Here is a 22011-nt window from a genome sequence, read left to right on the forward strand (position 1 = left end):
GCATCGGACAAATGACCAATGACTAATGACAAATGACTAATGACAAATGACTAATGAATGATTTTTGGACAACAATTCTTGATTTTGCTCAAACTACCACTACCAGAGTGGGCAAGCAGCTAATGCAAGATTTTGGGAAAGTCCAGGCTGACCACAAAGCTGATGGTAGTTTGGTGACGCAAGCAGATAAATGGGCAGATCGAGAAATTCGGGATGCGATCGCTTCTACTTTCTCTGGTTACGGCATTTTGAGCGAAGAGAGCGATCAGTCTTTTCCCGGTACTGAGTGGTGCTGGGTAATTGATCCTCTTGATGGTACAACCAACTTTACGCGCGGCATTCCCATCTGGACAATATCTCTGGGTTTACTGTATCGCGGTACACCCATTTTTGGGTATGTTTACGCACCAACTCTGAATCAAGCTTTTCATGGTTTCTGGGCAGGTTCATCTAGTTTAGCAACACCAACAGGAGCATTTCTCAACCACCATCCCATCCACACTAGTATAGATAGTCCCAGCAATAATCACTTTTTTAACCTTTGTTCGCGCAGCACGGCAATTATCCGCAATGGCTTTCCTTGCAAAATTCGGATGTTGGGTGTAGCTAGCTATAATTTTTTGACAGTTGCCACTGGGGCTACTCTCGGTGGGATTGAGGCGACACCAAAGGTTTGGGATATAGCCGGGGCTTGGGTAATTGTCCAAGCTGCTGGTGGGGTATGGTCATCACTCAAGTCAGAGCCGTTTCCATTATCACCCGGAGAAGATTATAGCGATCGCTCTTTTCCCACCCTTGTGGTTAGTCGTGCCGAATTAATTCCGGTATTTCAACCTTTTCTCGAAGGCGTAAAAATTTAATTTGCAGATCGTAAACCTAAAACCAGTGATTTTGTCAACTACCTTAGTAGACAATAGCATACCCGATATTAAACTTAACAAAACCCTAGTTAAACAAAGAATTGAGTATAAATAAAGCTGGTAATAATCCTGATTTAAGTGCAAAACCAGTGTAGTTATTAATTTAAGTAGTGTTATGACTTTCATTACACTGGTTAATTTAGTATAAAAAATTTTATGTTGTCTAATCTAGATTTAATTCGAGAGTTTGTGCAAAACTCTATTCAGAAAAAAGATATTTTGTTGTCAAATCCTGTTTTGACAGCGCAAACAGTGTATAAAATCAACCAGCTGACAGCAAAATCTGAAGGCGTAATTGCCACTGTTCAACTATCTAACACCTTATCTGAATTCTCGATTTCTCCAAAATCAACCCAGTGGGAATTGATAAATCAGGCATTAGCAGAATATAGTTATATCCTCAAAGGAGAAGTAGATAGTCGGGGTTTCTATCAGTATCAATACTGCGAAGTTCCCAAAGGCTATCAGATGAACTGTACTAAATGTGTGATTCTATGGCGAGCCTGGTGGAAATATTGCAAGCATAGTTCAAGACAAGGGATTCCGTTAGAACTTCTGATTAGAACACGAGATTCATGGTACCCAATTAGAGATTTAATTATCAGTGACGGACTTCTCTATATCAAAACCTTGGGGAGTGAGATTGCACTTGGCTCAGACGACTTAGTTACTTGGTTAAGCAAAGTTGATGTAAGCAAAATTAAAGAAATACCTTCTACAGAGACATAGGTGTGGGTATGGCGGTACAGAATATATGCCCCTATAGTTGTAAACATTTTTCAAAGTGATTGTGACAACATAATTAGGTAAAGGATGTGAAGAGAAATGAAAGGACTTTGGCTCGAAAATAACCAGTTGCAATTACGCACAGATATTCCCATTCCTGAACCGCCACCAGGAGAAGCCTTGGTACGCGTCTTGCGTGCAGGTATCTGTAACACTGATCTGGAACTACTCAGAGGCTACTATCCTTACACTGGTATTTTGGGGCATGAATTTGTCGGCATTGTCGAACAAGGGCCAGAACACTTAGTTAACCAGCGCGTAGTTGGAGAAATCAACGCGGTATGTGGGCATTGTCGGTTTTGTCTTAGTGGACAACCAACTCACTGCGAAAATCGTACAGTTCTGGGTATTGTCAACCGCAACGGAGCCTTTAGTGAATATCTTTGTTTGCCGGTGGAGAACCTGCATTTAGTACCCGATAATGTGCCGACAGAAGTAGCAACATTTACTGAACCTATAGCAGCAGCTTTGGAAATTCAGCAGCAAGTGCCATTGCATCCAAACCATCGGGTGCTAGTGGTTGGAGATGGCAAACTAGGGCAGTTAGTAGCTCAGACACTAGCTCTAACTGGCTGTGAACTCTTAGCTGTGGGGCGTCATCGAGACAAACTGGCTAACTTAGAAGCACGGGGGATAAAAACGAGTCTAGCCGAGGCTGTTACAGATGGATATTTCGATATTTCAGTAGAATGTACTGGCAACCCAGAAGGATTTGCGATCGCCCGCCGCGCCCTACGTCCCCGTGGTACTCTTGTACTTAAAAGTACTTACGCTGGCAACCTCAGCTTAGATGTTTCTTCTTTAGTAGTAGATGAAATCACTCTCATCGGCTCCCGTTGTGGCCCCTTTACTCCGGCTCTCCAGCTACTAGCCACAGGACAAATTGACGTGCAACCTTTGATTCATGCCACCTACCCTCTCATTGAAGGGCTTGCGGCTTTTGAACATGCCCAGAGTCGCGGTGTTTTAAAAATATTGCTGGATATTAGTGAATAGTTATAGTTATTGAATATTGGGGAAACTCTTTCCCAATCTCCAGCCCCCAATCCCCGCTCCTTAATACAGATAGGGGTTCGTCTTCGGTTGATAGTCAAGACAATTGATCGCTTCTTCTGTATTGGCAATAGATGGGCGTACAGTACATTTAAGGCGGTAATTGTCAGTAAAGAATTGGCAACCAGTACAGGGGATTTGATGCATTTGCTTGGCTGTAGCCACACTATCTCGCGCCGCCGTCCAGAGACTTAACATAACGAGAATAGTTACAGTCCAAGCAGTGATAAAGGATATTGGGATTATCAAAGGTTGAATCGCGTGAATGAGGAAAAATATAAGTTCTAACACGGCATTTTCTGATACAAATTAGGAGTTAAAAGTATATTAACTCCTAACTCCTAATTCATAACTCTACTGAGAAGTATATTAAATGCCAGCATGACCCAGCGCTAAACCTGTTACCAGCATTCCCAAAACAAGAAACGGTTGGGCGCTGGCTTGGTACTTAACATCATTCTTCACAGGATCGCGCAAGAAATACATATCTTGCAAGGTAATTTGCGGAATGATTAAGAGTACTAGTATCGTTGCATACAAATTCTCATGAATGCTGACGAGATAAGCTGCGATCAATCCTTGAAAGACATCAATCGTTACTACACAAATCCATGCTGCGGTGGTGATGCCAAACATTACGGGTAATGAATTTAATCCTAACTGGCGATCGCCTTCTACACTCTTAAAGTCATTGACAATGGCAATACCCAATCCAGCCAAGCTGTAGAACATTGTCAAAATCACAATTGTGGAATTCAGTTCGCCAAATAAAGCGTGTCCTGTAGACCAAGGTAGGGTAATGTAGCTTGCACCCAAAGCGTAGCTGCCTAGCCAGCCGTTTTGCTTGAGTTTCAGGGGAGGCGCAGAATAAATATAAGCGATGAAAGAACCGATAATCGCGATCGCTGTAATTGTCGGGAATTCATGACCAGACCACACATCCAGCACAAATGCCAAAGCATAGCCAGCAATCAGTAATACCCAAATCTGAATAATTACCTGCGGTAGGGGAATTGCGCCAGAGGGAATGGGGCGATAAGGTTCATTGATGGCATCGATTTCGCGATCGTAGTAATCATTGAGGATTTGGGTGTAACCTGTCATCAACGGCCCAGCCAGTAACATACAGGCTGCTACCTTCAAGACATTTTCCAGCGTCCAAGTATAGTTGCCAGAAGAAGCCGCACCACAGACTACGCCCCAAATTAGGGGAATCCAGGTGATGGGCTTCATTAGCTGTAAACGAATTTTCCAGATTGAAGTTTCCCCAGCAGATGCACCTTTCATCCCCAACAGCTGCCTAGTTTTCGCACTGCGATCGGCAGATGCGTTCGCCCTTGGCGTTGGCAGAGCCATCGCTTGCTCATTGAGATTATTTGCCACTGAGTCTAGTGCTTCAGACGGGTTAGGGTCTGGGGTAATGGGAGTTGATTCTGACATAATTTTTACTGATTAATTGGGCATTGGGCACTTGTACTGAGCGTATCGCTAAAGCGAAAGCTTCGCTAACGCGTAGCGTCTCGTAGAGAAGCCGTTGGCGCAGCCTCTCCAAGAGTTGTATTGAGCATTGGGCATTGGCATTAGGATTAAGTTTCTTCCCTATTCCCTATTCCCCATGCCCCATACCCCATGCCCTATTCCCATAACTTAAAACGAAATTATCAAATAATTATTCTGAAACTTTGCTCCAGCAACGGGTCTGCCACTCAGAGCCGGGGGTAAGGGAATATTGCGCCGCTGATCTCCTGCTTCTACCGTGACTTCTGGCCCATATTGGGTAAGTTTGACCTGCTTTTTGTCAAATCCTGGCAAGAATAAGCGTACTTGACGATTGTGGATGTCTATTTCAATCGGTTTGGGAGCCTGTAAAGCTTGTGCTTCAAAGTTTGGTAGAGCGTCTATCAGTGGTTGCCAATCACCCGTGGGCGAGTTGGGAACGATGCTCACAGTTAGGGGTATAAATTCTTCTGACAGGTTGACATTTGTCTCGTTAGACACAAGCAGAACACCACCGACAGTTAAACCGATTTGTTGAGCGCTACCCCATAAATAACGAGCATTTGCGACCTCAATCGGATCTCCTGTAGTCACTAAGAAAGCAACGAGACGCTTGGGATCGGCTAGAGCGGCTCTCCCCTTTTCTAAGAAATTATTGACTTGGTTAGTGGGAGCGGCAAAGTTATCTGCTGTCCAGTTGATATTGAAAAAACTGCTAATCAGCGGTTGAATCAAGGGTGATTCAGTAATTGTCTTTCCCAAATCGGAGTTGACAAATAATTGCCGAAATCGCCGGACATACCAACTCAGAGATTCTGGCAAACCCAACATTCGCAGCGTTAAAGAGTCGCCCGTGCCATCGTAGACGATCGCATCATATTTCCCACTGGCATCATATTCGCGGATAGAATTCAGTGCCAGGGCATTATCCATCCCCGGCAATACTACCAGTTCTTGACCAAAAACGTCTTTGAAGATGGGTGTGCGGAGATATTGCGCCTCAAGTTTCTTCACTTCGTCCCAGTTGCGTTCTAGTAGTACAGATGCTTGAAACTGGACTACTTGCAAATTGGGAGCGATTTCCTGCGGATCGGCAGCAATGGGAGTGCCCAGCAGGATTTGCAATGTTGGTTCTGCTTGTCCAGCTAGGAGTACGCGCTTGCCTTGACTTGCCAATAATTTGGCGGCGGCGATCGCAATTTTGGTACGAGCGGTGCCGCCTTTGCCCAAAAATGTCAATATTAGAGCCATTAGTTGATTCCTATTTTCACCGCCGATCTTTTCAACTTCAACTTAGCACTTAACAAAGACTCTCAACCTGTGCATTCAACTTCAGAGTCAAAGAAAACCCGGATTTGAGTTCTTTACAACTACACAGGTTTGATTTCATCTTCAAAAAACCAAGTGGAAGAATTGTCTTCAAACAGCACTACTACACCGATTCCAGCACCATCGGTGACTTTGTAGCCTTGGATAATACCCACTTGTCCGAGTTTTTTCACAACTGGGGGAGAGACGCGATCGCGCAAACGATAGACTTTAACCTTTTGTCCGATTTCCATGCCTGATTACAATTCAGATAAACCAAGTCTCAGTGTAGCGGAATCCGTGACTCTGCTCTCATAAATTCAGTGGAAGATAAGGGAACTGGGGAAGATGAAGGAGAATAGTAAATGACTAATGACTTCTGAGGTTCAATGATGGTTATAACAAGAACGACAGCGATCGCAGGCGGAAAATTTGTCTAGACACAAACCTGCTTGTCGTCAAACATCGGAGAGAGTTGTTTCAGATAGCTTGAGTTCAGCAACAAAGGTAGTAATCATGTATCAAACAGATCCACCCCGTCCGCCACAAGAAACAATGCCTACGATGTATGATTTACCCAGTGAATTAGTGGGGGAATCAGGTTTGCCAGATGAATTTCACCGGATTCAGGCAGATTTGCTCAGTGAGACTTGTCAGCCTCTTGCTTATCCATCTGAGGAAATTTTGCTTGCTAGCGACTTAAATCTTTACTACGATCCCCGCCATCCTTTGTGTTACAAGCGTCCTGATTGGTACATGGTTTTAGGATTACCTAGTGCTAGCCAACAGCAAGACCTGCGCTTAAGTTACGTTATTTGGCAAGAAGGAATTGATCCATTTTTAGTAGTTGAATTACTTTCACCTGGTACAAAACAAGAAGACTTAGGAAAAACACTGCGGGAAGTAAACCGACCCCCAACGAAGTGGGAAGTATATGAACAGATTTTACGGGTTCCCTACTACGTTATCTATGACCGCTATGAAAATCATCTACGTGCATTTAAGGTCAATGGCACTCGTTACGAAGCAATATCTTTACCAGAGAACCGCCTATGGTTAGAAGAGTTAGAGCTAGGATTGGGTTTTTGGCAAGGTAGTTATCAGCAGACAACTGGTTTGTGGTTGCGTTGGTATAATTCTGCGGGTTGGGTGCCGACTCGAAGAGAACAAGCTGAACAGGAACGCCAACGGGCTGATAGACTGGCAGAGTATTTGCGATCGCAAGGAATTGATCCAAACAACCTATCCTAGTAACAGGTAGCCATAACTACAACCATCAAAATAGTCAATCCCAATATCTAATATCCCAGTTCAGACGGTGAACCATTACAACAAGAACGCCAACGGGCTTTTGCGATCGCAGCCAATTAATCCAAACAACCTATCCTAGTAAGATTCATTGTATAATTGCCAAGACAATTTAAGTACTATTTTCAAGTAATAATGTATTTCTCAATTAACACAAAAGTACTTTCATCGCTATAAAGCTTTATAAAGAGAATCGACTGTGCAAATAGCAAAAAAATAACAATTATTACAAATAATGCGAATGTTCTTACGTAAAGCAGGTAGTCTAAGACGTATTCTGCCGATAAATGAACGGTTTTGGGCAAAGTTTGATTTACTGAGAACTTTAGTACGTCGGGATTTAGAGGCGCGGTATAAGGGTTCTGTTTTAGGCAATTTGTGGCCTTTGCTAAATCAGCTATCACAATTACTGATTTACACTTATGTGTTTTCGGTCGTCTTGAAGGTGAAGTTGAGCATCAAAACCTTACCAGAAAATAACTTCACCTTTGGTTTGTGGCTATTTGCGGGATTATTACCTTGGATTGCTTTTAGTGGTGGTTTAGGTCAGGCTGCTAGTTCTGTAATTGGACAACCAAATTTAGTCAAAAAAGTGGTGTTTCCTCTAGGATTGTTACCACTAGTGCCAATTTTATCAACCTTTATTGAGAGTTCCTTTGGTTTAATAGCATTGATTTTTTTTGTGGCGATCAGTTCTCATACTATACACACGACCTTGGCATTATTGCCGTTGGTGTGGATACCACAATTATTGATGACAGCAGGATTGGGTTATTTAACGGCTAGTATGACAGTATTTGTGCGAGATATACCCCAGACATTGACAGTAATTTTGAATATTTGGATGTATTTAACACCAATTATTTATCCCGCCTCAGCAATTCCAGAGGAATGGCGGGGATGGGTATTTTGGTTAAATCCGATGACAGCGATCGCAGAAGTTTATCGTGACATAGTTTTAGTGGGAGAGGTGAAGCATTGGGGTGAGTTAGGAGTTGCTTCACTAATTGCGCTGGCGATGTTTTGCGGTGGATTATGGTGTTATCGACGCTTACGTCCGGCATTTGCAGATGTATTGTAACTTAATAGGAAAAGTTAAGCACGCGGCAAGTTGCAAGTTACTTTATTGGTTGTCAGGATTATCCTTGAATAACAAGAAAAATTTCCTACGTAAAATTATGTATTTTTTTAGTATAACTTGCTTGCTAGTTTTAATTAGTTGAGATTATACTGAGTAGCACGCAATGCCTGCTCCTGGTTTTGTCTTTGTAAATTTAAACCAACAGGAATGGGTGTAGTGCCAATTCATCTCTAACCCCCAAGAAATTTATGGCTGTTAACTTATTTGATGCCAGTTTCTACCGTGCTGCTAACGCCGACTTAGCTAGAGCAGGCTTGACGACAGATGGACAGTTGCTTTCACACTTTCAAAACTCTGGTATAGATGAAGGACGGGCTTTTAGTGCCTTTACCGACCTTAACTTCTATCGCTCTAGTAGCAGCGATTTGGCTTCTTTTAACAACCGTCAAGCTTACGAGCATTTAGGAAAATTTGGTGTAGCAGAAGGACGCCAATTTTCTCAGTTTTTCGATGTCAACTTTTACTTAGCTGTTAACCCTGATGTAAATCAAGCCTTTGGCGGTAATCGCGAACGAGCTTATGAACATGCGCGAGGCTTAGGTGTCAACGAGGGACGTGAATTTTCACCATTTATTGCTGACTTAAACGATTATTATTTGGCGGCGAATCCCGATTTGAAACAAGCCTTTGGGGATAATCGTGCTAAAGCACTGGAGCATTTAGTAATTTCTGGTGTCAGAGAAGGACGCAGTTTTTCACCATTTGTTGATATCAACTACTATTTGTCTAACAATAGCGATGTCAATCAAGCCTTTGGAGGCGATCGCTATCGTGCTTTTGGGCATTTAGAAACATTTGGACTGAATGAAGGACGGAAACTCACTCCGGCTTTTGATGTAAATTATTACCGCAATACCTATTCAGACTTGAGAAATGCAGGTTTAACAACTAACCGTCAACTTTATCAGCATTGGGTGGTTTTTGGGGCGTTCAATGATGGGCGGTCTGGTACACCAGATCCAGGTAATTCATTAAATACTGCTCTCAACCTTGGTAATCAAGATGATAACGGCACTTTATTTAATGGCTCTATCGGTGGTAGTGACACTAATGATTATTACCGTTTTACGCTAACTAATGTTCGCAGTATTAGTGCAACACTTAACAATGTGAACGCAGATTTAGACTTATCGCTACTCGATGCTAATGGTAGTTCGCTCCTGAGTTCTACAAGTAATAATGATACTGGTGATGGAGTTACTTACTTTGCCTTAAACCCTGGTACATACTACATCCGAGTCTATCCAGGCGTGAATGGCGCATCTTCTACTTACAATTTAGGAGTAAATTGTAGTTCCATTGTAGACGCTGGCAATACCCTCAGTAGTGCTCTTCCTTTGACTGGATTCGATGCACCTAAGTCATCCGGTGTTATCCGAGAGACTGTAGGCGGTAGTGATACAAATGACTACTATAAGTTTATTGTGAATGAGAATCTTTCGTTGACTACATCACTATCTCCATTTACGGCAGATGCAAATTTGTATCTACTTAATTCCAATGGCAGTATTATCGGATCATCAACGCAAACTGGCACTAACACAGATTCAATATTAAACGCTAGCTTAAGTCCTGGTACTTACTATATCCAGATTCAGGGTTTTGGCAGTAACACTGGTTACACACTGAATGCAATTACTACTTGACTACTTTCACCAAGGCTACTCTGAGTTGTGATGCATAAAGTCAAAAGCAATTGCTAATTAGAGCGATCTATTTTGACTTTTTCGCATTAATGTGATATGTAAACTAGCTAGCTATATTGCCACAAATTTCGGCAACTGACTGAATGTAGTAAAAAAATAAACAAAAGCATAATTAGAGAAAACAATAAAACTTTTTTATGTTGTAGTACCATCCTGCTTGATACTTTAAGCTGGAAGTGGTACTTTTTGCTTGTCAATGTAATGCCATTGACTTTTGTGTAGTGAAAGATTTTGGCAAAATGGCAGCTATTACTGGGATAAGTTTCCCTAAAGTAGTTTGGTCATAGTTTGGGTGTATTGAGGAGAAAGCGCAAAGACATGGGTGAAGAACTTGCAATTTCGTTAAAAAATGTCTCAAAGTGCTTTAAACGTTATGCTCGTCCCGTAGACAGACTAAAAGAAATTTTAGTGCCAGGAAAAAGTTACGCTCAAGAGTTTTGGGCGCTGCGGGATGTCTCTTTCGACGTAAATAAAGCCGAGACTATGGGCATTATCGGGCGCAACGGTGCAGGCAAGTCTACGCTTCTACAGATGATTTGTGGTACTTTGACACCAACAAATGGAGAAGTACAAGTCAATGGAAGAGTTGCAGCACTGCTAGAGTTGGGCGCTGGGTTTAATCCAGAATTCACCGGGCGAGAAAATGTGTATATGAATGGCGCAATCATGGGGCTTTCTCGCCAGGATGTGGATGAGCGCTTTGATAAAGTTGCCGCTTTTGCTGATATTGGAGACTTTATTGAACAACCAGTTAAGAGCTATTCTAGTGGAATGTATGTCCGACTGGCTTTTGCTTCAGCAATTCATGTTGATCCAGATATTCTAATTGTGGATGAGGCATTGTCTGTAGGGGATATGTTCTTTCAAGCAAAGTGCATGACGCGGATGAAGCAGATGATGGATACTGGGGTAACAGTGCTGTTTGTAAGCCATGATGTTGGCGCTGTTAAAAGTCTTTGTCGTCAAGCAATTTTATTGAGTCATGGAGAGCTAATAACTTCTGGTTCAGCTAACCAAGTAGTAGAAAAGTATTTTTCAATGAAGGTTGAAAGTGAGCAAGTGATTCTTAAGCAAGATAAACTCAAGAATGATTCAATTGATTCAGAATTATTAGTTCAAAGTGATGAACATTCTTTTGTTAATAACTTAGATTTTCTAAAAAGAGCAGCTTTTCAAAGAATACAAAATGGGAAAGCAAGTTTTATCAACGTGCAGATTCTCAACGAAGAAGGTAAAAAAATATCTAACCTTGATTATGGACAAAATTTAATTTTAAGAATGCATATTGAAATTTATGAAGATATTGAAGAGCTAGTATTTGGTTATCACATTAGAGATAAGAATGGTGCTGATATAGTGTATTCTGATAGTGAAATTGAAGATAAAACACTCAAGTCTGTTAAGCAGGGAGAAAGATATATTATTGATTGGAAGTTTAAAGCTACCTTGATACAAGGTATCTATAATATTTCCTGTGTATTGTCAATTCCTATTCAATTTGAAATTGCTGTAGTAGATTTTTGCGATTTTGTGCCATTAGCTGTTCAGTTTGGTGTAGCACCAAGAAAAGACGCACGTCTATATGGAAGCGTTCATTTGGATAACTGTCTAGAAATATTGAAGTACTAAAATATGAGATAACATCAAATGCTGAAGTTATATATAATACACAAAGAATTATATATTAAATTTAGTTTATCTAAATTTGACTTACGTAATTCAATTGATTTAGATTAACAACTTTCTTATGAAAAGAATACCCTAAATTTTTTTCATGATGGCTGGATATATAAAAATAAAATTAATAACCTATCAAAACACAGTTGTTCAACTAATAAAAAATTAAAGTAAAAATATTATTTTGAGAGGTTTTTAGATTTATAAATAAAAAGTACTTCACATTTTCAAAAATAAAATAGAGATGTAGAAATTAAAGTGTTGAGGCTGTGAGGTGAAATGAACCTATTTTATAAAAATAATTTAATTATTGGAGATAATAGTAATTTACTAAAAAAAATCTTTGATATTTTAGAGAAGAAACATTTAAATCAATATGCTGAATTTAGCTATGCCTGCTCTCCACAAACAGATATTGAACTACCTTTCATCTCTGATTTTAAATGTAATCAGATAGATGTCAACAAAGACATAAAAACTTTAGTTGATAAATTTGATTTAATTATATCTGCACACTGCAAGCAGATTTTTCCAGCAGAACTAGTTACTGAAGTCAAATGTATAAACATACATCCAGGCTTTAATCCATATAATAGAGGTTGGTATCCTCATGTATTTAGTATTATTAATAAATTCCCAACTGGTGCGACTATCCATGAAATGGATCAAAAGGTAGACCACGGTTCAATAATTATTCAGCGCCAGGTAGAAATATTTTCTTATGATACTTCAGATACTGTTTATAAGCGGATATTAGATGCTGAGTTAGATATCTTCTCTGAAGTAATAGAAAAAATACTTTACAATGATTATCACACTTACACTCTTGAAGAAGAAGGAAATATAAATAAAAAAAAAGATTTTCAAAAAATTAGACAAATAAAACTAGAAAAAGTATATTCTGGCAGAGAAATTATCGATTTACTGCGTGCTTTGACACATGGTGATTATCAAAATGCTTATTTTATAGATGACGAAAATAATAAAATTTTTATCCGGCTAACACTAGAACCAGAAGAAATTGTAAAAGAATGATATCTCCTTTTCCAGAACCTATATATGTTACTCGTCCCCTACTACCAGATTTAAATAAGTTTAATCAAAAGCTTCAAGAAATTTGGCAAAGTCAATGGCTGACAAATAATGGAAAACAACATTTAGAACTTGAGAAAAAACTAGAGCAAGTTCTAAAAATTCCTCATTTATCATTATTTAATAATGGCACGATTGCACTTGTAGTTGGGTGTCAAAGCTTACGTCTTTCTGGAGAAGTCATTACTACTCCTTTTACTTTCCCTGCGACTCCCCACGTTTTGACTTGGAACAATATTAAGCCGATATTCTGTGATATTGATCCAGAAACGATGAATATTGATGCCAATAAGATTGAGTCAATGATTACCCCCCAAACAACAGCAATTCTAGGAGTTCATGTCTATGGTACTCCCTGTGATGTGGTCAAAATTCAGGAAATAGCTGATAAATATGGCTTAAAAGTAGTTTACGATGCCGCACACGCCTTTGGGGTAGAAATTGATGGTGTAGGTATTGGTAATTTTGGCGACTTGTCGATGATGAGCTTTCATGCTACAAAATTATTTCATACAGCCGAAGGAGGCGCTTTATTATTTAAGGATTATAACTTGAAAGCCAGAGTGGAATTGTTAAAAAACTTCGGCATCAAAAATGCCGAGGAAGTAGTCATGCCAGGAATTAACGGTAAAATGAACGAAATTCAGGCAGCCCTGGGTCTAATTGTATTGGAATATATAGAGGAGGAAAGATATCAGCGCAAGCTACTAGTCGAGACATATCGCAAGTGTCTGCAAAATATGCCGGGTATTAGTCTTTTGGCAGAAATTCCTGATATTACCAGCAGCTATCAGTATTTTGTAATTAGGATTGATCAGGAACTTTTTGGGTGTGATAGAGACTATGTACATAATCAATTTAAGCAATATAATGTCTTCACTCGCAAATACTTTTATCCTCTTTGTAGCGATTACCCATGCTACAAGTACCTACCATCATCTAGTAGCGTTAACCTGCCAGTTGCCAATCAAGTAGCTAAAGAGGTTTTATCATTACCCTTGTATGGTGGCTTAAGCGTTGATGATGTTAAAAAAATTTGTAACATAATGATTGAAATTAGAGGCTATTAATCTGTGCCAAAAGTATCAGTAATTATTCCATCTTATAATCACGAAAAATATATATCAGAAACTATATATAGTGTATTAAGACAAAGCTATCAAGACTTTGAAATACTTATTACAGATGATTATTCGTCTGATAACACTATAAAAATTATTAAAGAATTTAATGACCCAAGAATTAGGCTTTTTTGCTTTCCAAAAAATCGGGGTGCGGCTGTTGCTGCGAACAATTGCATTAAAGAAGCAAGAGGCGAATTTATTGCAATGTTAAGTTCTGATGATATTTTCAATCCCGATAAGTTGGCAAAGCAAGTTAGTTATTTGGAAGAAAATACAGATGTCGGTGCTGTTTTTAGTTATGCTCATATTATTGATGATGATGGAAATGATTTTAATCAAGAAAACCACTTTTATAAACAAATTTTTCTCCAACCAAACCGCACTCGTTTTGAATGGTTAAATCATTTTTTCTTTAAAGGGAACTGCTTATGTCATCCTAGTGCATTGGTTCGTAAGAAATGCTACAATGATGTGGGACAATATGATGAGAGATTTGCCCAACTACCTGATTTTGACTTCTGGATCAGGCTTTGCATGAAGTATAATATCTATATAATACCTGAAGAATTGATCAAATTTCGTATCCGTAATAATGAGGCTAATGCAAGCGGGAATAGGCCAGAAACAAGAATTCGTCATCAGATAGAGTGTAAACAAATTTTAAATAATTATTGTTCGCCGGAAGTACGCAATAACTTTTATAAAATATTTCCCGAAGCGGGATTAGATGTAACCCACAATCAAGATGTTGAAGAATCTATTTACCTGCAAATCGCTCTGCTAGCAATTAAAGTTAGTCTACCTGCATACCAAAGTTTTGGAATAGATAAGCTTTATGAGCTACTTGATAGTAGAAATGACACCTTTGAAAAAATTATAAAAAAATACGCTTTTGATTTTACTAATTTAATAGCAATTACAGGTCAATATGATGTATACGGTTTTATTAGTAAAGAAAATTTGTCTTTGGAACTTGAACAAACTAAAGCAGAATTAGAGCGTTCGCAATCACAATTCCAACAAACTCAAACAGAACTAGAGCGCTCACAATCACAATTTCAGCAAACTCAAACAGAACTAGAGCGCTCACAATCACAATTTCAGCAAACTCAAACAGAACTAGAGCGCTCACAATCACAATTTCAGCAAACTCAAACAAAACTAGAGCGCTCACAATTGCAATTCCAACAAACTCAAACAGAACTAGAGCGCTCATATTCTCAATTCCAACAAACTCAAACAGAACTAGAGCGCTCATATTCTCAATTCCAACAAACTCAAACAGAACTAGAGCGTTCGCAATCACAATTTCAAGACACTCAAATGAAACTAGAAAATCTACAATCCTTGTTGCAACAGACGCAGGTGAAACTAAAATCTTGCCAGTCAGAACTGCATTATAATCAACTTGAATTACAACAGCTTCAAACTAAGATTACAGCAATGGAGAGCAGTAAGTTTTGGAAATTGCGAAAAGTATGGTTTCAACTAAAATCAGGCTTGGGTTTAGAAGGGAATGAGTAAAAAAGCCCTAGTGTTTGATTACAAAAGAAAATCGTAACTGCTGCGATTGCAAATTCAGATAAAATACGCTCTATCCTGACAATGAAGATTAAGAAATTATTCTAGGTAAATATAGGGTGCTTGAAATTTTAAATCCTTATTGACTGGTGTATGAAATTGTGATAAATCAATAAAGTGATCAAAAAAGGATTTTATCTGAACATTATGTACCCTCAAATGGTAAATTTATATAAATAAATGAAATGCGTTTTCTATTAGTACTTAAGTACTAATAGAAAACGCATTACGTTAACGGTACGAGCGCAATGATGTAAAATGTACAGAATTATATTGTTCTAATAATTAATCGGGATATTAAGTTTAAATATAAATAGTATTTAAAACAACCTTTTTTGTTATTCCCAAGTAAAAATAAACTTCAACCAATAGGGTGAAGAATATTGGTTATGTGCATCTACCAAATTGAGGATCGATATGATTTTTAATCATGAAAAGTTTTTGAGATTAAGGTCTATAGTCTCATCTCAAGACTCTCTGAATGTAGCTTTTTTCTGTGCAAGGCTAAAGAGAGGATATGGTGTAGATTTAGTAGTAGCGACACAAGCTAAGTATTTGGCAGCTTGGGGAAACAAAGTTAAAATTTACACTTTAGTTAATGATGGATTTTTCACCTCTTCATTTACTCAGATAGGAAACATAGAGGTAATAACATTACCTACTTTTAGATTGAGTCATACTGTCTCTAAAATAGTCTGTGATATAGCTATTGCTCATACAGACCCTTTTTTTGAATTAGTACTTAAGATGAACTCTTACGTTACTAAAATAGCTTGGGACTATGGTGAGCCTCCTCCAGAATTGTTTCCCGGACAAATAGAAGAGAGAAAAGCTCAAAAAGAATTTAGAAGTTCGCATCATCACCTTTATCACAAAGCTATAGCTATCAGCAATTTTGTTAAAGAAGATATGGCATTAACAAGAGCTGATGTGGTTTATTGTGGTTCCGACCATTTGATTATTGAATATCCTCAATATGAAAAGCTAAGGGGTAAGCTAGCAAATTTGGCATCTTCACGAGGTTACTCTCCAAATTGCTTAGAAAAACCATTTTTACTTTGCGTATCTCGGTTAGGAGAAATTTATAGTAGATACAAGGGAACTAATGATTTACAAGAACTTTCTCGTTTGACTAATATGCCAATCGTTCTTATTGGTAAATCAGATAGTTCTAAAGATGTAAAACATTTCAAAAATCAAGGTCTTATTTGCATTGATAACCCATCGAATGAACAATTAATTTCTGCCTACTTAGATTGTAGTGCTTGTGTATCTTTGTCTAGATGGGAAGGCTACAACTTGCCCCTTGTTGAAGCTATGGCTGTCGGTAGGATGTCATTTGCATTAAACTTGGGGGCACACAAAGAAACTGGTGCAAAAGTAGCGGCAAATATTAATGAATTATCACAAGTAATTATAGATAATCTACAGAGAGCAGACCAATATACACCTCCTAAAACTTTATATTCATGGAAAGAAAATTCTCAAAAACTCAATTCTATTATTTATGAAAATCGTCTTAAACATTTAACAACTATTCTTGGTGATAACTCTAAAAGTTTTGTTTTGCCTATTATCAACAAGACAACATTACCTCGGATCAAAAAGCTTCAATTAAAAGCCAGTAATTCCAGCTTGTATTTTAGCAATTTAGAAAAATTAGACTTATCTATATTAATCCTTTCTAAAGACAAAGTGAATCTTCTAAAACCATGCTTAGAATCTATTAAGCAAACTCTACAATATATAAATTATGAAATTCTCATAGGTGATACTGGCTCAGAATTATCAGAAACAGAAATTTATTATAAATCAATACAACATCCAGTATTTTATTTAGGTAGATATAATTTTAGTACGGGCAATAATTACTTGGCTTCTCAGGCTCGTGGTCGCTATATCTTATTGTTAAATAATGATACAGAAGCGATACTACCATCTATTCAAGAAGTAATCAAAATTTTCGAGACTAATCAAAATCAGATAGGTGCTGTTGGTTGTAAATTATTATATCCTAATTTCCGAATACAGCACGCAGGAGTATTTATATGTAGACATGAACCTTATAAATATATTCCTGAACATATTAATAAAAATTGTAAAAGCGCCGACAATAAAGTTATTCATTCACAAATTGTGCCAGCAGTTACAGGAGCCTGTTTGTTTACAAATAGACAATTATTTTTAGACTTGGGTGGCTTAGATTCAGTTTACCAAGAAGAATGTCAAGACATCGACTATTGTTTTAAGCTTAGAGATAAGTATGGTTTACATTCCTACTATTATGCAAATAGTACTTGGATTCATAAAGAAGGACGTACAAGGTCTGCAAAGGAAAATCTCCAAGATAGAAATATTTTCATAAACAGATGGCAAAATTTTATAGACAATAATTCTTTGTATTCTTCATGAGGTTTAATATGAGTAACGCTCCTCTTGTGACTGTTTGTATACCAATATATAACGGAGAAAGATTTTTAGAAGAGGCATTAATTAGTGCTTTTAACCAAAGCTATTCTTCTATTGAAATAATTATTTCTGATGATAAATCTGATGATGATTCCCTTTTAATAATTGAAGAATTAAAAATTCATAATCAGAAAAACTTTGACATTAAAATTTATAGTCATGAAAGACTTGGATTGGTTCAAAATTGGAACTTTTGTTTGTCTAGAGCAAGTGGTAAATATATCAAATTTCTATTTCAAGATGATATTTTAGATAGCAAGTGTGTGGAAAAAATGGTGACTTTGGCAGAAAGTAAACCAGAGATAGGAATGGTATTTACACCCAGAGAATTGATAGTAAATGATGGAATGAAAGTACCTTTCGGCGTAGATATACTACATGAATTTTGGGGAAATTTACAACCGATTCAAAAAGGAAGTTCATTGCTCAAAAGAAGAGTGCTTGTAAAAGACCCAGTAAATAAAATAGGGGAACCAACAAATGTTCTGATTAGAAAAGAAATTTTAGATAAGATAGGTAATTTTGATTGTAATTTAGCACAGCTTGTAGATTGGGAGATGTGGCTAAGAATCATTTCTTGTTATGACATAGGTTTTATTAACGAAAAACTTGCAAGGTTTCGCATTCATGACAAGCAAGCGACTAATCAAAATTTTATTGTGGGACGTGGATGGGATGATATATATAAAATCTGGCTTAAAGTTCTCAATGAACCTGTATATCATAAAGTTCCGTTATCTACCCGTTTGTTGATAAAAGGTAATTTGCTGTATCGACTGGTAAATACTTTACTAAAAGCTTTACCAGCTAGAAAACCTGATGATTTAAGATTGTTATCAACATATATAAAAAAGGCAATCATGTCTTGAAGGTTTAGATTGCTGAATTTGGTATTTAAAAGCTCAACAAAACTATAGGTTTGGCTAATCTCAACTATTTTTAATAAATATAATTTTTTTGTTAGTAAAATACTAAATTTTTCTATTATGGAAATTTAGCATTTATATATTCCATAGTTGTCTAATTAACATTTAAAGACAGGGCAAGGTCAAAATCTATGGTAAAGCGAGCATTAATTACAGGGATAACTGGGCAAGATGGTTCTTACTTAGCTGAACTTCTCCTGGCGCAAGACTATCAAGTTTTTGGTTTAGTTCGCCGCTCCAGTTCAAGTAATTTAGAGCGCATCACCCATCTTGGCGGTAACATTGAGATACTATCGGGCGACTTGTTAGATCAATCATCTTTGATGGATGTCATCACACAAGCTCAACCAGATGAAATTTATAACCTTGCATCCCAAAGCTACGTTCCTTTATCTTGGACACAACCAGCTCTGACTGCTGAATACACTGCACTAGGAGTTTCCCGTCTGTTGGAATCGGTTCGACGATGTAAGCCTGATGCAAAATTTTATCAAGCCTCTAGTAGCGAAGTGTTTGGTCAACCTAATGAATCACCCCAAAACGAACACACCGCTTTTCGTCCCCGCAACCCCTATGGTGTTGCGAAAGCCTATGCTCACTGGATGACTATTAATTATCGCCAACAATATAACCTTTATGCGTGCTGTGGATTAACTTACACCCATGAATCTCCCAGACGCGGTACAGAATTTGTATTTAGAAAAATTACACGCTCTGTAGCCGCAATCAAACTTGCTTTAAGCAACGAATTGAAATTAGGTAACTTAGATGCACGTCGTGACTGGTGTTATGCCAAAGATGCTGTATACGCCATGTGGTTGATGTTGCAGCAAGAGCAACCAGATGACTATATTATTGCTAGCGGTCAAACTTACTCTGTGCAAGACTTAGTAGAGTGTGCTTTTAAATTTGTCGGATTGAATTGGCAAGATTATGTTATTGTAGACCCTACCTTTTATCGACCAAATGAACCTATGCAGTTAGTCGGCAACATTGAGAAAATTAAAAAAAATATAGGTTGGTGTCCACAATACTCTTTTGAGCAATTGGTTGAATTAATGCTAGATCATGATTTGAAGGAACTAAGTTCAAAGACCACGTGATCGGTTTTGTCTAATAAAAATTGTTCTTAATTAGGACTTACGCAAAAATTATTACAATTTTGAACTGAATTTGCAATACTGTGTTGTAGACTCTAAAATCATAGCGATCACCTTTTCAGATTCAGACCAAGATGATATTTGGCAAGTAGATTTTATGTCTGGTTTCGGAATAAATTAGACTTAAGATGATCTGATACCTTTGATGATCAACGATTAGACTTTGGTTTTGGTATTCTCAAGCTTTGTTACCAAAGTTGGCTAAACAGATACGGTTCTGAAGGAATAGCCCTGCGAATTTGGATTCTTAAAGTTTTATTTGATATAAAAAAATTAAACCCAGTGATTTATTTTTTAATCGTTAATTATTATTCTACAGATTTAATCTTGAAATTAATCAATTCTATACAGAAAACGAACTACTTTGACTACAAAGTAATTATTATTAATAACTCACCTGATGATAATTCTATTGATAATATTAAAACTGAATCTTTATTAATTTTTGATGCTGGGGCTAATTTAGGCTTTGGTTGTGCTTGTAATTTAGGCTTAAAATGGATCTACATTCAAGATCCCCAAGCGTATGTTTGGCTCATCAATCCAGATACCTATTTAATAGAAAATACTTTAGATAAAATTAAGCCATTTTTTGAGTTACATCCAGAAGTTTCAATTGTTGGTACGATTATTTATACACCAGTAGGTGAAGTTTGGTTTGCAGGTGGTAGATTTATTTCTAAAACTGGTGCAATTCTGAATCAAGACTTGCTAACAAATATAGATACTGCTTATGCAACTTGTGACTGGGTTTCAGGCTGTAGCTTAATAATAAATCTTCGTAAATTTTCTGCCTGTCCTTTGTTTGATCCCGCTTATTTTCTCTACTACGAAGATTTTGATTTTTGTAGATATAATGCAAACCAAGGACATTTGATAGTAGTAACCAAGCAGTTTAGTGTGATACATCAAATATCCTCAATTACTAATAGAAATATGTTTATAAAAATGAAACACAGTACTTACAGCTATTTATTAACTTTAGAAAAATATACAGATTCAACTATACAGATACTCAGATTAGCAAAGCTTCTTTGTTATGCATTTGTTTTAATTGCTATCAAACCTCAAGTTGCATTTGGTAAAATTTCTGGCGTATTACTCTATTGGAGGCGATCGCTACGATTTTGAGCCATCAAACCATAGTTAATTTGTCTGTTGCCAGCACTAAACCTACAGGCATAACAACCTACACTAATAATTTGTTTCCTTACCTTCATTCACTGAATCCGACATTATTGATTTCACGGACAGTTGCCAATTTTACTTGCTATTCAGTACCTGGAAACTTAACACCTGATCAAGGGACAAAAGGTCATATTCGCCGCTTGCTTTGGACACAATTTCAATTACCACAAATATATAAAAACCTCAAATCGAGTCTCTTATTCTCACCGCTACCGGAAGCACCCCTTTATAGCAACTGTCGTTTTGTCGTCACATCTTTTGACATGATACCGTTGCGCTTTGGCAAACGCTTCTCACCACTCACACCCTATCACCACTACTACACTCCGCAAGTTCTTAAGCAAGCACAACACATTATTTGCATCTCCCAGACTACAGCAAAAGACATCACCGATTTTTACCAAATTCCCGCCAGCAAAATTACTTCCATCCCCCTCGCCCACGATCACACTCATTTCCGTCCTCTCAACCTCCCCACCAGCAACTACTTTCTCTACATTGGTCGCCAAGATCCATACAAAAATATCCAGCGACTCATTAGTGCTTTTGCGGCGTTACCTAACTGCAAAGACTACGAACTATGGTTAGTAGGGCCAATTGATTTGCGCTATACTCCTACTTTAGAAACGCAAGTTGCAGAATTGGGTGTAACTAATCAGGTAAAGTTCCTTGACTACGCTCCCTACAGCGAATTACCAAAAATCATCAATCAAGCGATCGCACTTGTTTTCCCCAGTCTTTGGGAGGGTTTTGGTTTACCTGTCCTCGAAGCAATGGCTTGTGGTACTCCCGTTATTACTTCCAATCTTTCCTCCTTACCAGAGGTGGCTGGCGATGCGGCGATTCTGATCGATCCCTACAACACAGCAGAAATTACAGAGGTGATGCAGGCTGTTGCAACTGATTCGGTATTGCGATCGCGCCTTTCTAGCCAAGGTATCACTCACTCCCAACAATTCAGTTGGGAAAAAACAGGAAAAGCAACCGCCGAAGTTTTATCCCGTTACTTATAAAAGATACACTAACACCAGAATTGGATGCCAAGATTTGGGATTTTGTCGAAGTTTCAGATTAT

General features: G+C 37.9%; 19 protein-coding genes. 15 read left to right on the top strand and 4 right to left on the bottom strand.

Features of this window, described 5'->3' with window-relative positions; translation table 11 throughout:
- The first annotated feature begins 53 nt into the window (after positions 1-53).
- From CDG76_RS27920 to CDG76_RS27930, 3 genes are all read left to right on the top strand, one after another.
- Positions 54-860, top strand: a complete 807-nt coding sequence (locus CDG76_RS27920) for an inositol monophosphatase family protein (RefSeq protein ID WP_094352123.1) — start codon at positions 54-56, stop codon at positions 858-860.
- 216 nt (positions 861-1076) lie between these two features.
- Positions 1077-1649, top strand: a complete 573-nt coding sequence (locus tag CDG76_RS27925) for a hypothetical protein (protein ID WP_094352124.1) — start codon at positions 1077-1079, stop codon at positions 1647-1649.
- Between the two features lie 96 nt (positions 1650-1745).
- Positions 1746-2702, top strand: a complete 957-nt coding sequence (locus CDG76_RS27930) for an MDR/zinc-dependent alcohol dehydrogenase-like family protein (RefSeq protein ID WP_094352125.1) — start codon at positions 1746-1748, stop codon at positions 2700-2702.
- 60 nt (positions 2703-2762) lie between these two features.
- Here CDG76_RS27930 and CDG76_RS27935 read toward each other — a convergent pair whose 3' ends face one another.
- The 4 genes from CDG76_RS27935 to petP form a co-directional block, all read right to left on the bottom strand.
- Positions 2763-3050, bottom strand: coding sequence for a hypothetical protein (locus CDG76_RS27935; RefSeq protein ID WP_094352126.1), 288 nt, complete (start codon positions 3048-3050; stop codon positions 2763-2765).
- 78 nt (positions 3051-3128) lie between these two features.
- Entirely contained in the window at positions 3129-4199 is a 1071-nt protein-coding gene (gene chlG / locus CDG76_RS27940; RefSeq protein ID WP_094352127.1) for a chlorophyll synthase ChlG, read from the bottom strand.
- Positions 4200-4406: 207 nt separating this feature from the next.
- Positions 4407-5507: a Get3/ArsA fold putative tail anchor-mediating ATPase NosAFP gene (locus CDG76_RS27945; RefSeq protein ID WP_094352128.1), complete on the bottom strand. Its 1101-nt coding sequence runs from the start codon at positions 5505-5507 to the stop codon at positions 4407-4409.
- 119 nt (positions 5508-5626) lie between these two features.
- A complete protein-coding gene (gene petP / locus CDG76_RS27950; RefSeq protein WP_094352129.1) occupies positions 5627-5818 on the bottom strand; it encodes a cytochrome b6f subunit PetP in 192 nt (63 codons plus the stop codon).
- A gap of 262 nt (positions 5819-6080) precedes the next feature.
- Between petP and CDG76_RS27955 the strand changes: the two genes are divergently transcribed.
- The 12 genes from CDG76_RS27955 (at position 6081) to CDG76_RS28010 (ending at position 21949) form a co-directional block, all read left to right on the top strand.
- Positions 6081-6815 carry a Uma2 family endonuclease gene (locus tag CDG76_RS27955; RefSeq protein ID WP_094352130.1) on the top strand — a complete coding sequence of 245 codons (735 nt, stop codon included), beginning with the start codon at positions 6081-6083 and terminating at the stop codon, positions 6813-6815.
- A 292-nt stretch (positions 6816-7107) separates the two neighbouring features.
- Positions 7108-7953 (top strand): ABC transporter permease, encoded by an 846-nt coding sequence (locus tag CDG76_RS27960; RefSeq protein ID WP_094352131.1) that lies wholly within the window; start codon positions 7108-7110, stop codon positions 7951-7953.
- Between the two features lie 248 nt (positions 7954-8201).
- Positions 8202-9659 carry a PPC domain-containing protein gene (locus tag CDG76_RS27965; protein WP_094352132.1) on the top strand — a complete coding sequence of 486 codons (1458 nt, stop codon included), beginning with the start codon at positions 8202-8204 and terminating at the stop codon, positions 9657-9659.
- Between the two features lie 378 nt (positions 9660-10037).
- Positions 10038-11348 carry an ABC transporter ATP-binding protein gene (locus tag CDG76_RS27970; RefSeq protein ID WP_094352133.1) on the top strand — a complete coding sequence of 437 codons (1311 nt, stop codon included), beginning with the start codon at positions 10038-10040 and terminating at the stop codon, positions 11346-11348.
- Between the two features lie 327 nt (positions 11349-11675).
- Entirely contained in the window at positions 11676-12431 is a 756-nt protein-coding gene (locus CDG76_RS27975) for a dTDP-4-amino-4,6-dideoxyglucose formyltransferase (protein ID WP_094352134.1), read from the top strand.
- Complete coding sequence (locus tag CDG76_RS27980; protein WP_094352135.1) at positions 12428-13558, top strand: DegT/DnrJ/EryC1/StrS family aminotransferase; 1131 nt, start codon at positions 12428-12430, stop codon at positions 13556-13558. The genes CDG76_RS27975 and CDG76_RS27980 overlap by 4 nt, the downstream gene beginning before the upstream one ends.
- A gap of 3 nt (positions 13559-13561) precedes the next feature.
- A complete protein-coding gene (locus CDG76_RS27985) occupies positions 13562-15136 on the top strand; it encodes a glycosyltransferase (RefSeq protein ID WP_094352136.1) in 1575 nt (524 codons plus the stop codon).
- Positions 15137-15610: 474 nt separating this feature from the next.
- A complete protein-coding gene (locus tag CDG76_RS27990) occupies positions 15611-17605 on the top strand; it encodes a glycosyltransferase (RefSeq protein WP_094352137.1) in 1995 nt (664 codons plus the stop codon).
- Positions 17606-17613: 8 nt separating this feature from the next.
- On the top strand, positions 17614-18531 hold the full coding sequence (locus CDG76_RS27995; RefSeq protein WP_190241004.1) for a glycosyltransferase family 2 protein: 918 nt from the start codon (positions 17614-17616) through the stop codon (positions 18529-18531).
- Between the two features lie 188 nt (positions 18532-18719).
- Complete coding sequence (locus tag CDG76_RS28000) at positions 18720-19691, top strand: GDP-mannose 4,6-dehydratase (protein ID WP_094352139.1); 972 nt, start codon at positions 18720-18722, stop codon at positions 19689-19691.
- A gap of 339 nt (positions 19692-20030) precedes the next feature.
- Positions 20031-20879 (top strand): glycosyltransferase, encoded by an 849-nt coding sequence (locus CDG76_RS28005; RefSeq protein WP_094352140.1) that lies wholly within the window; start codon positions 20031-20033, stop codon positions 20877-20879.
- Entirely contained in the window at positions 20876-21949 is a 1074-nt protein-coding gene (locus CDG76_RS28010; protein WP_094352301.1) for a glycosyltransferase family 4 protein, read from the top strand. Before CDG76_RS28005 ends, CDG76_RS28010 begins: the two co-directional genes overlap by 4 nt.
- The last annotated feature ends 62 nt before the right edge of the window (positions 21950-22011 follow it).

It is taken from the genome of Nostoc sp. 'Peltigera membranacea cyanobiont' 210A (assembly GCF_002246015.1).
Classification (GTDB): domain Bacteria; phylum Cyanobacteriota; class Cyanobacteriia; order Cyanobacteriales; family Nostocaceae; genus Nostoc.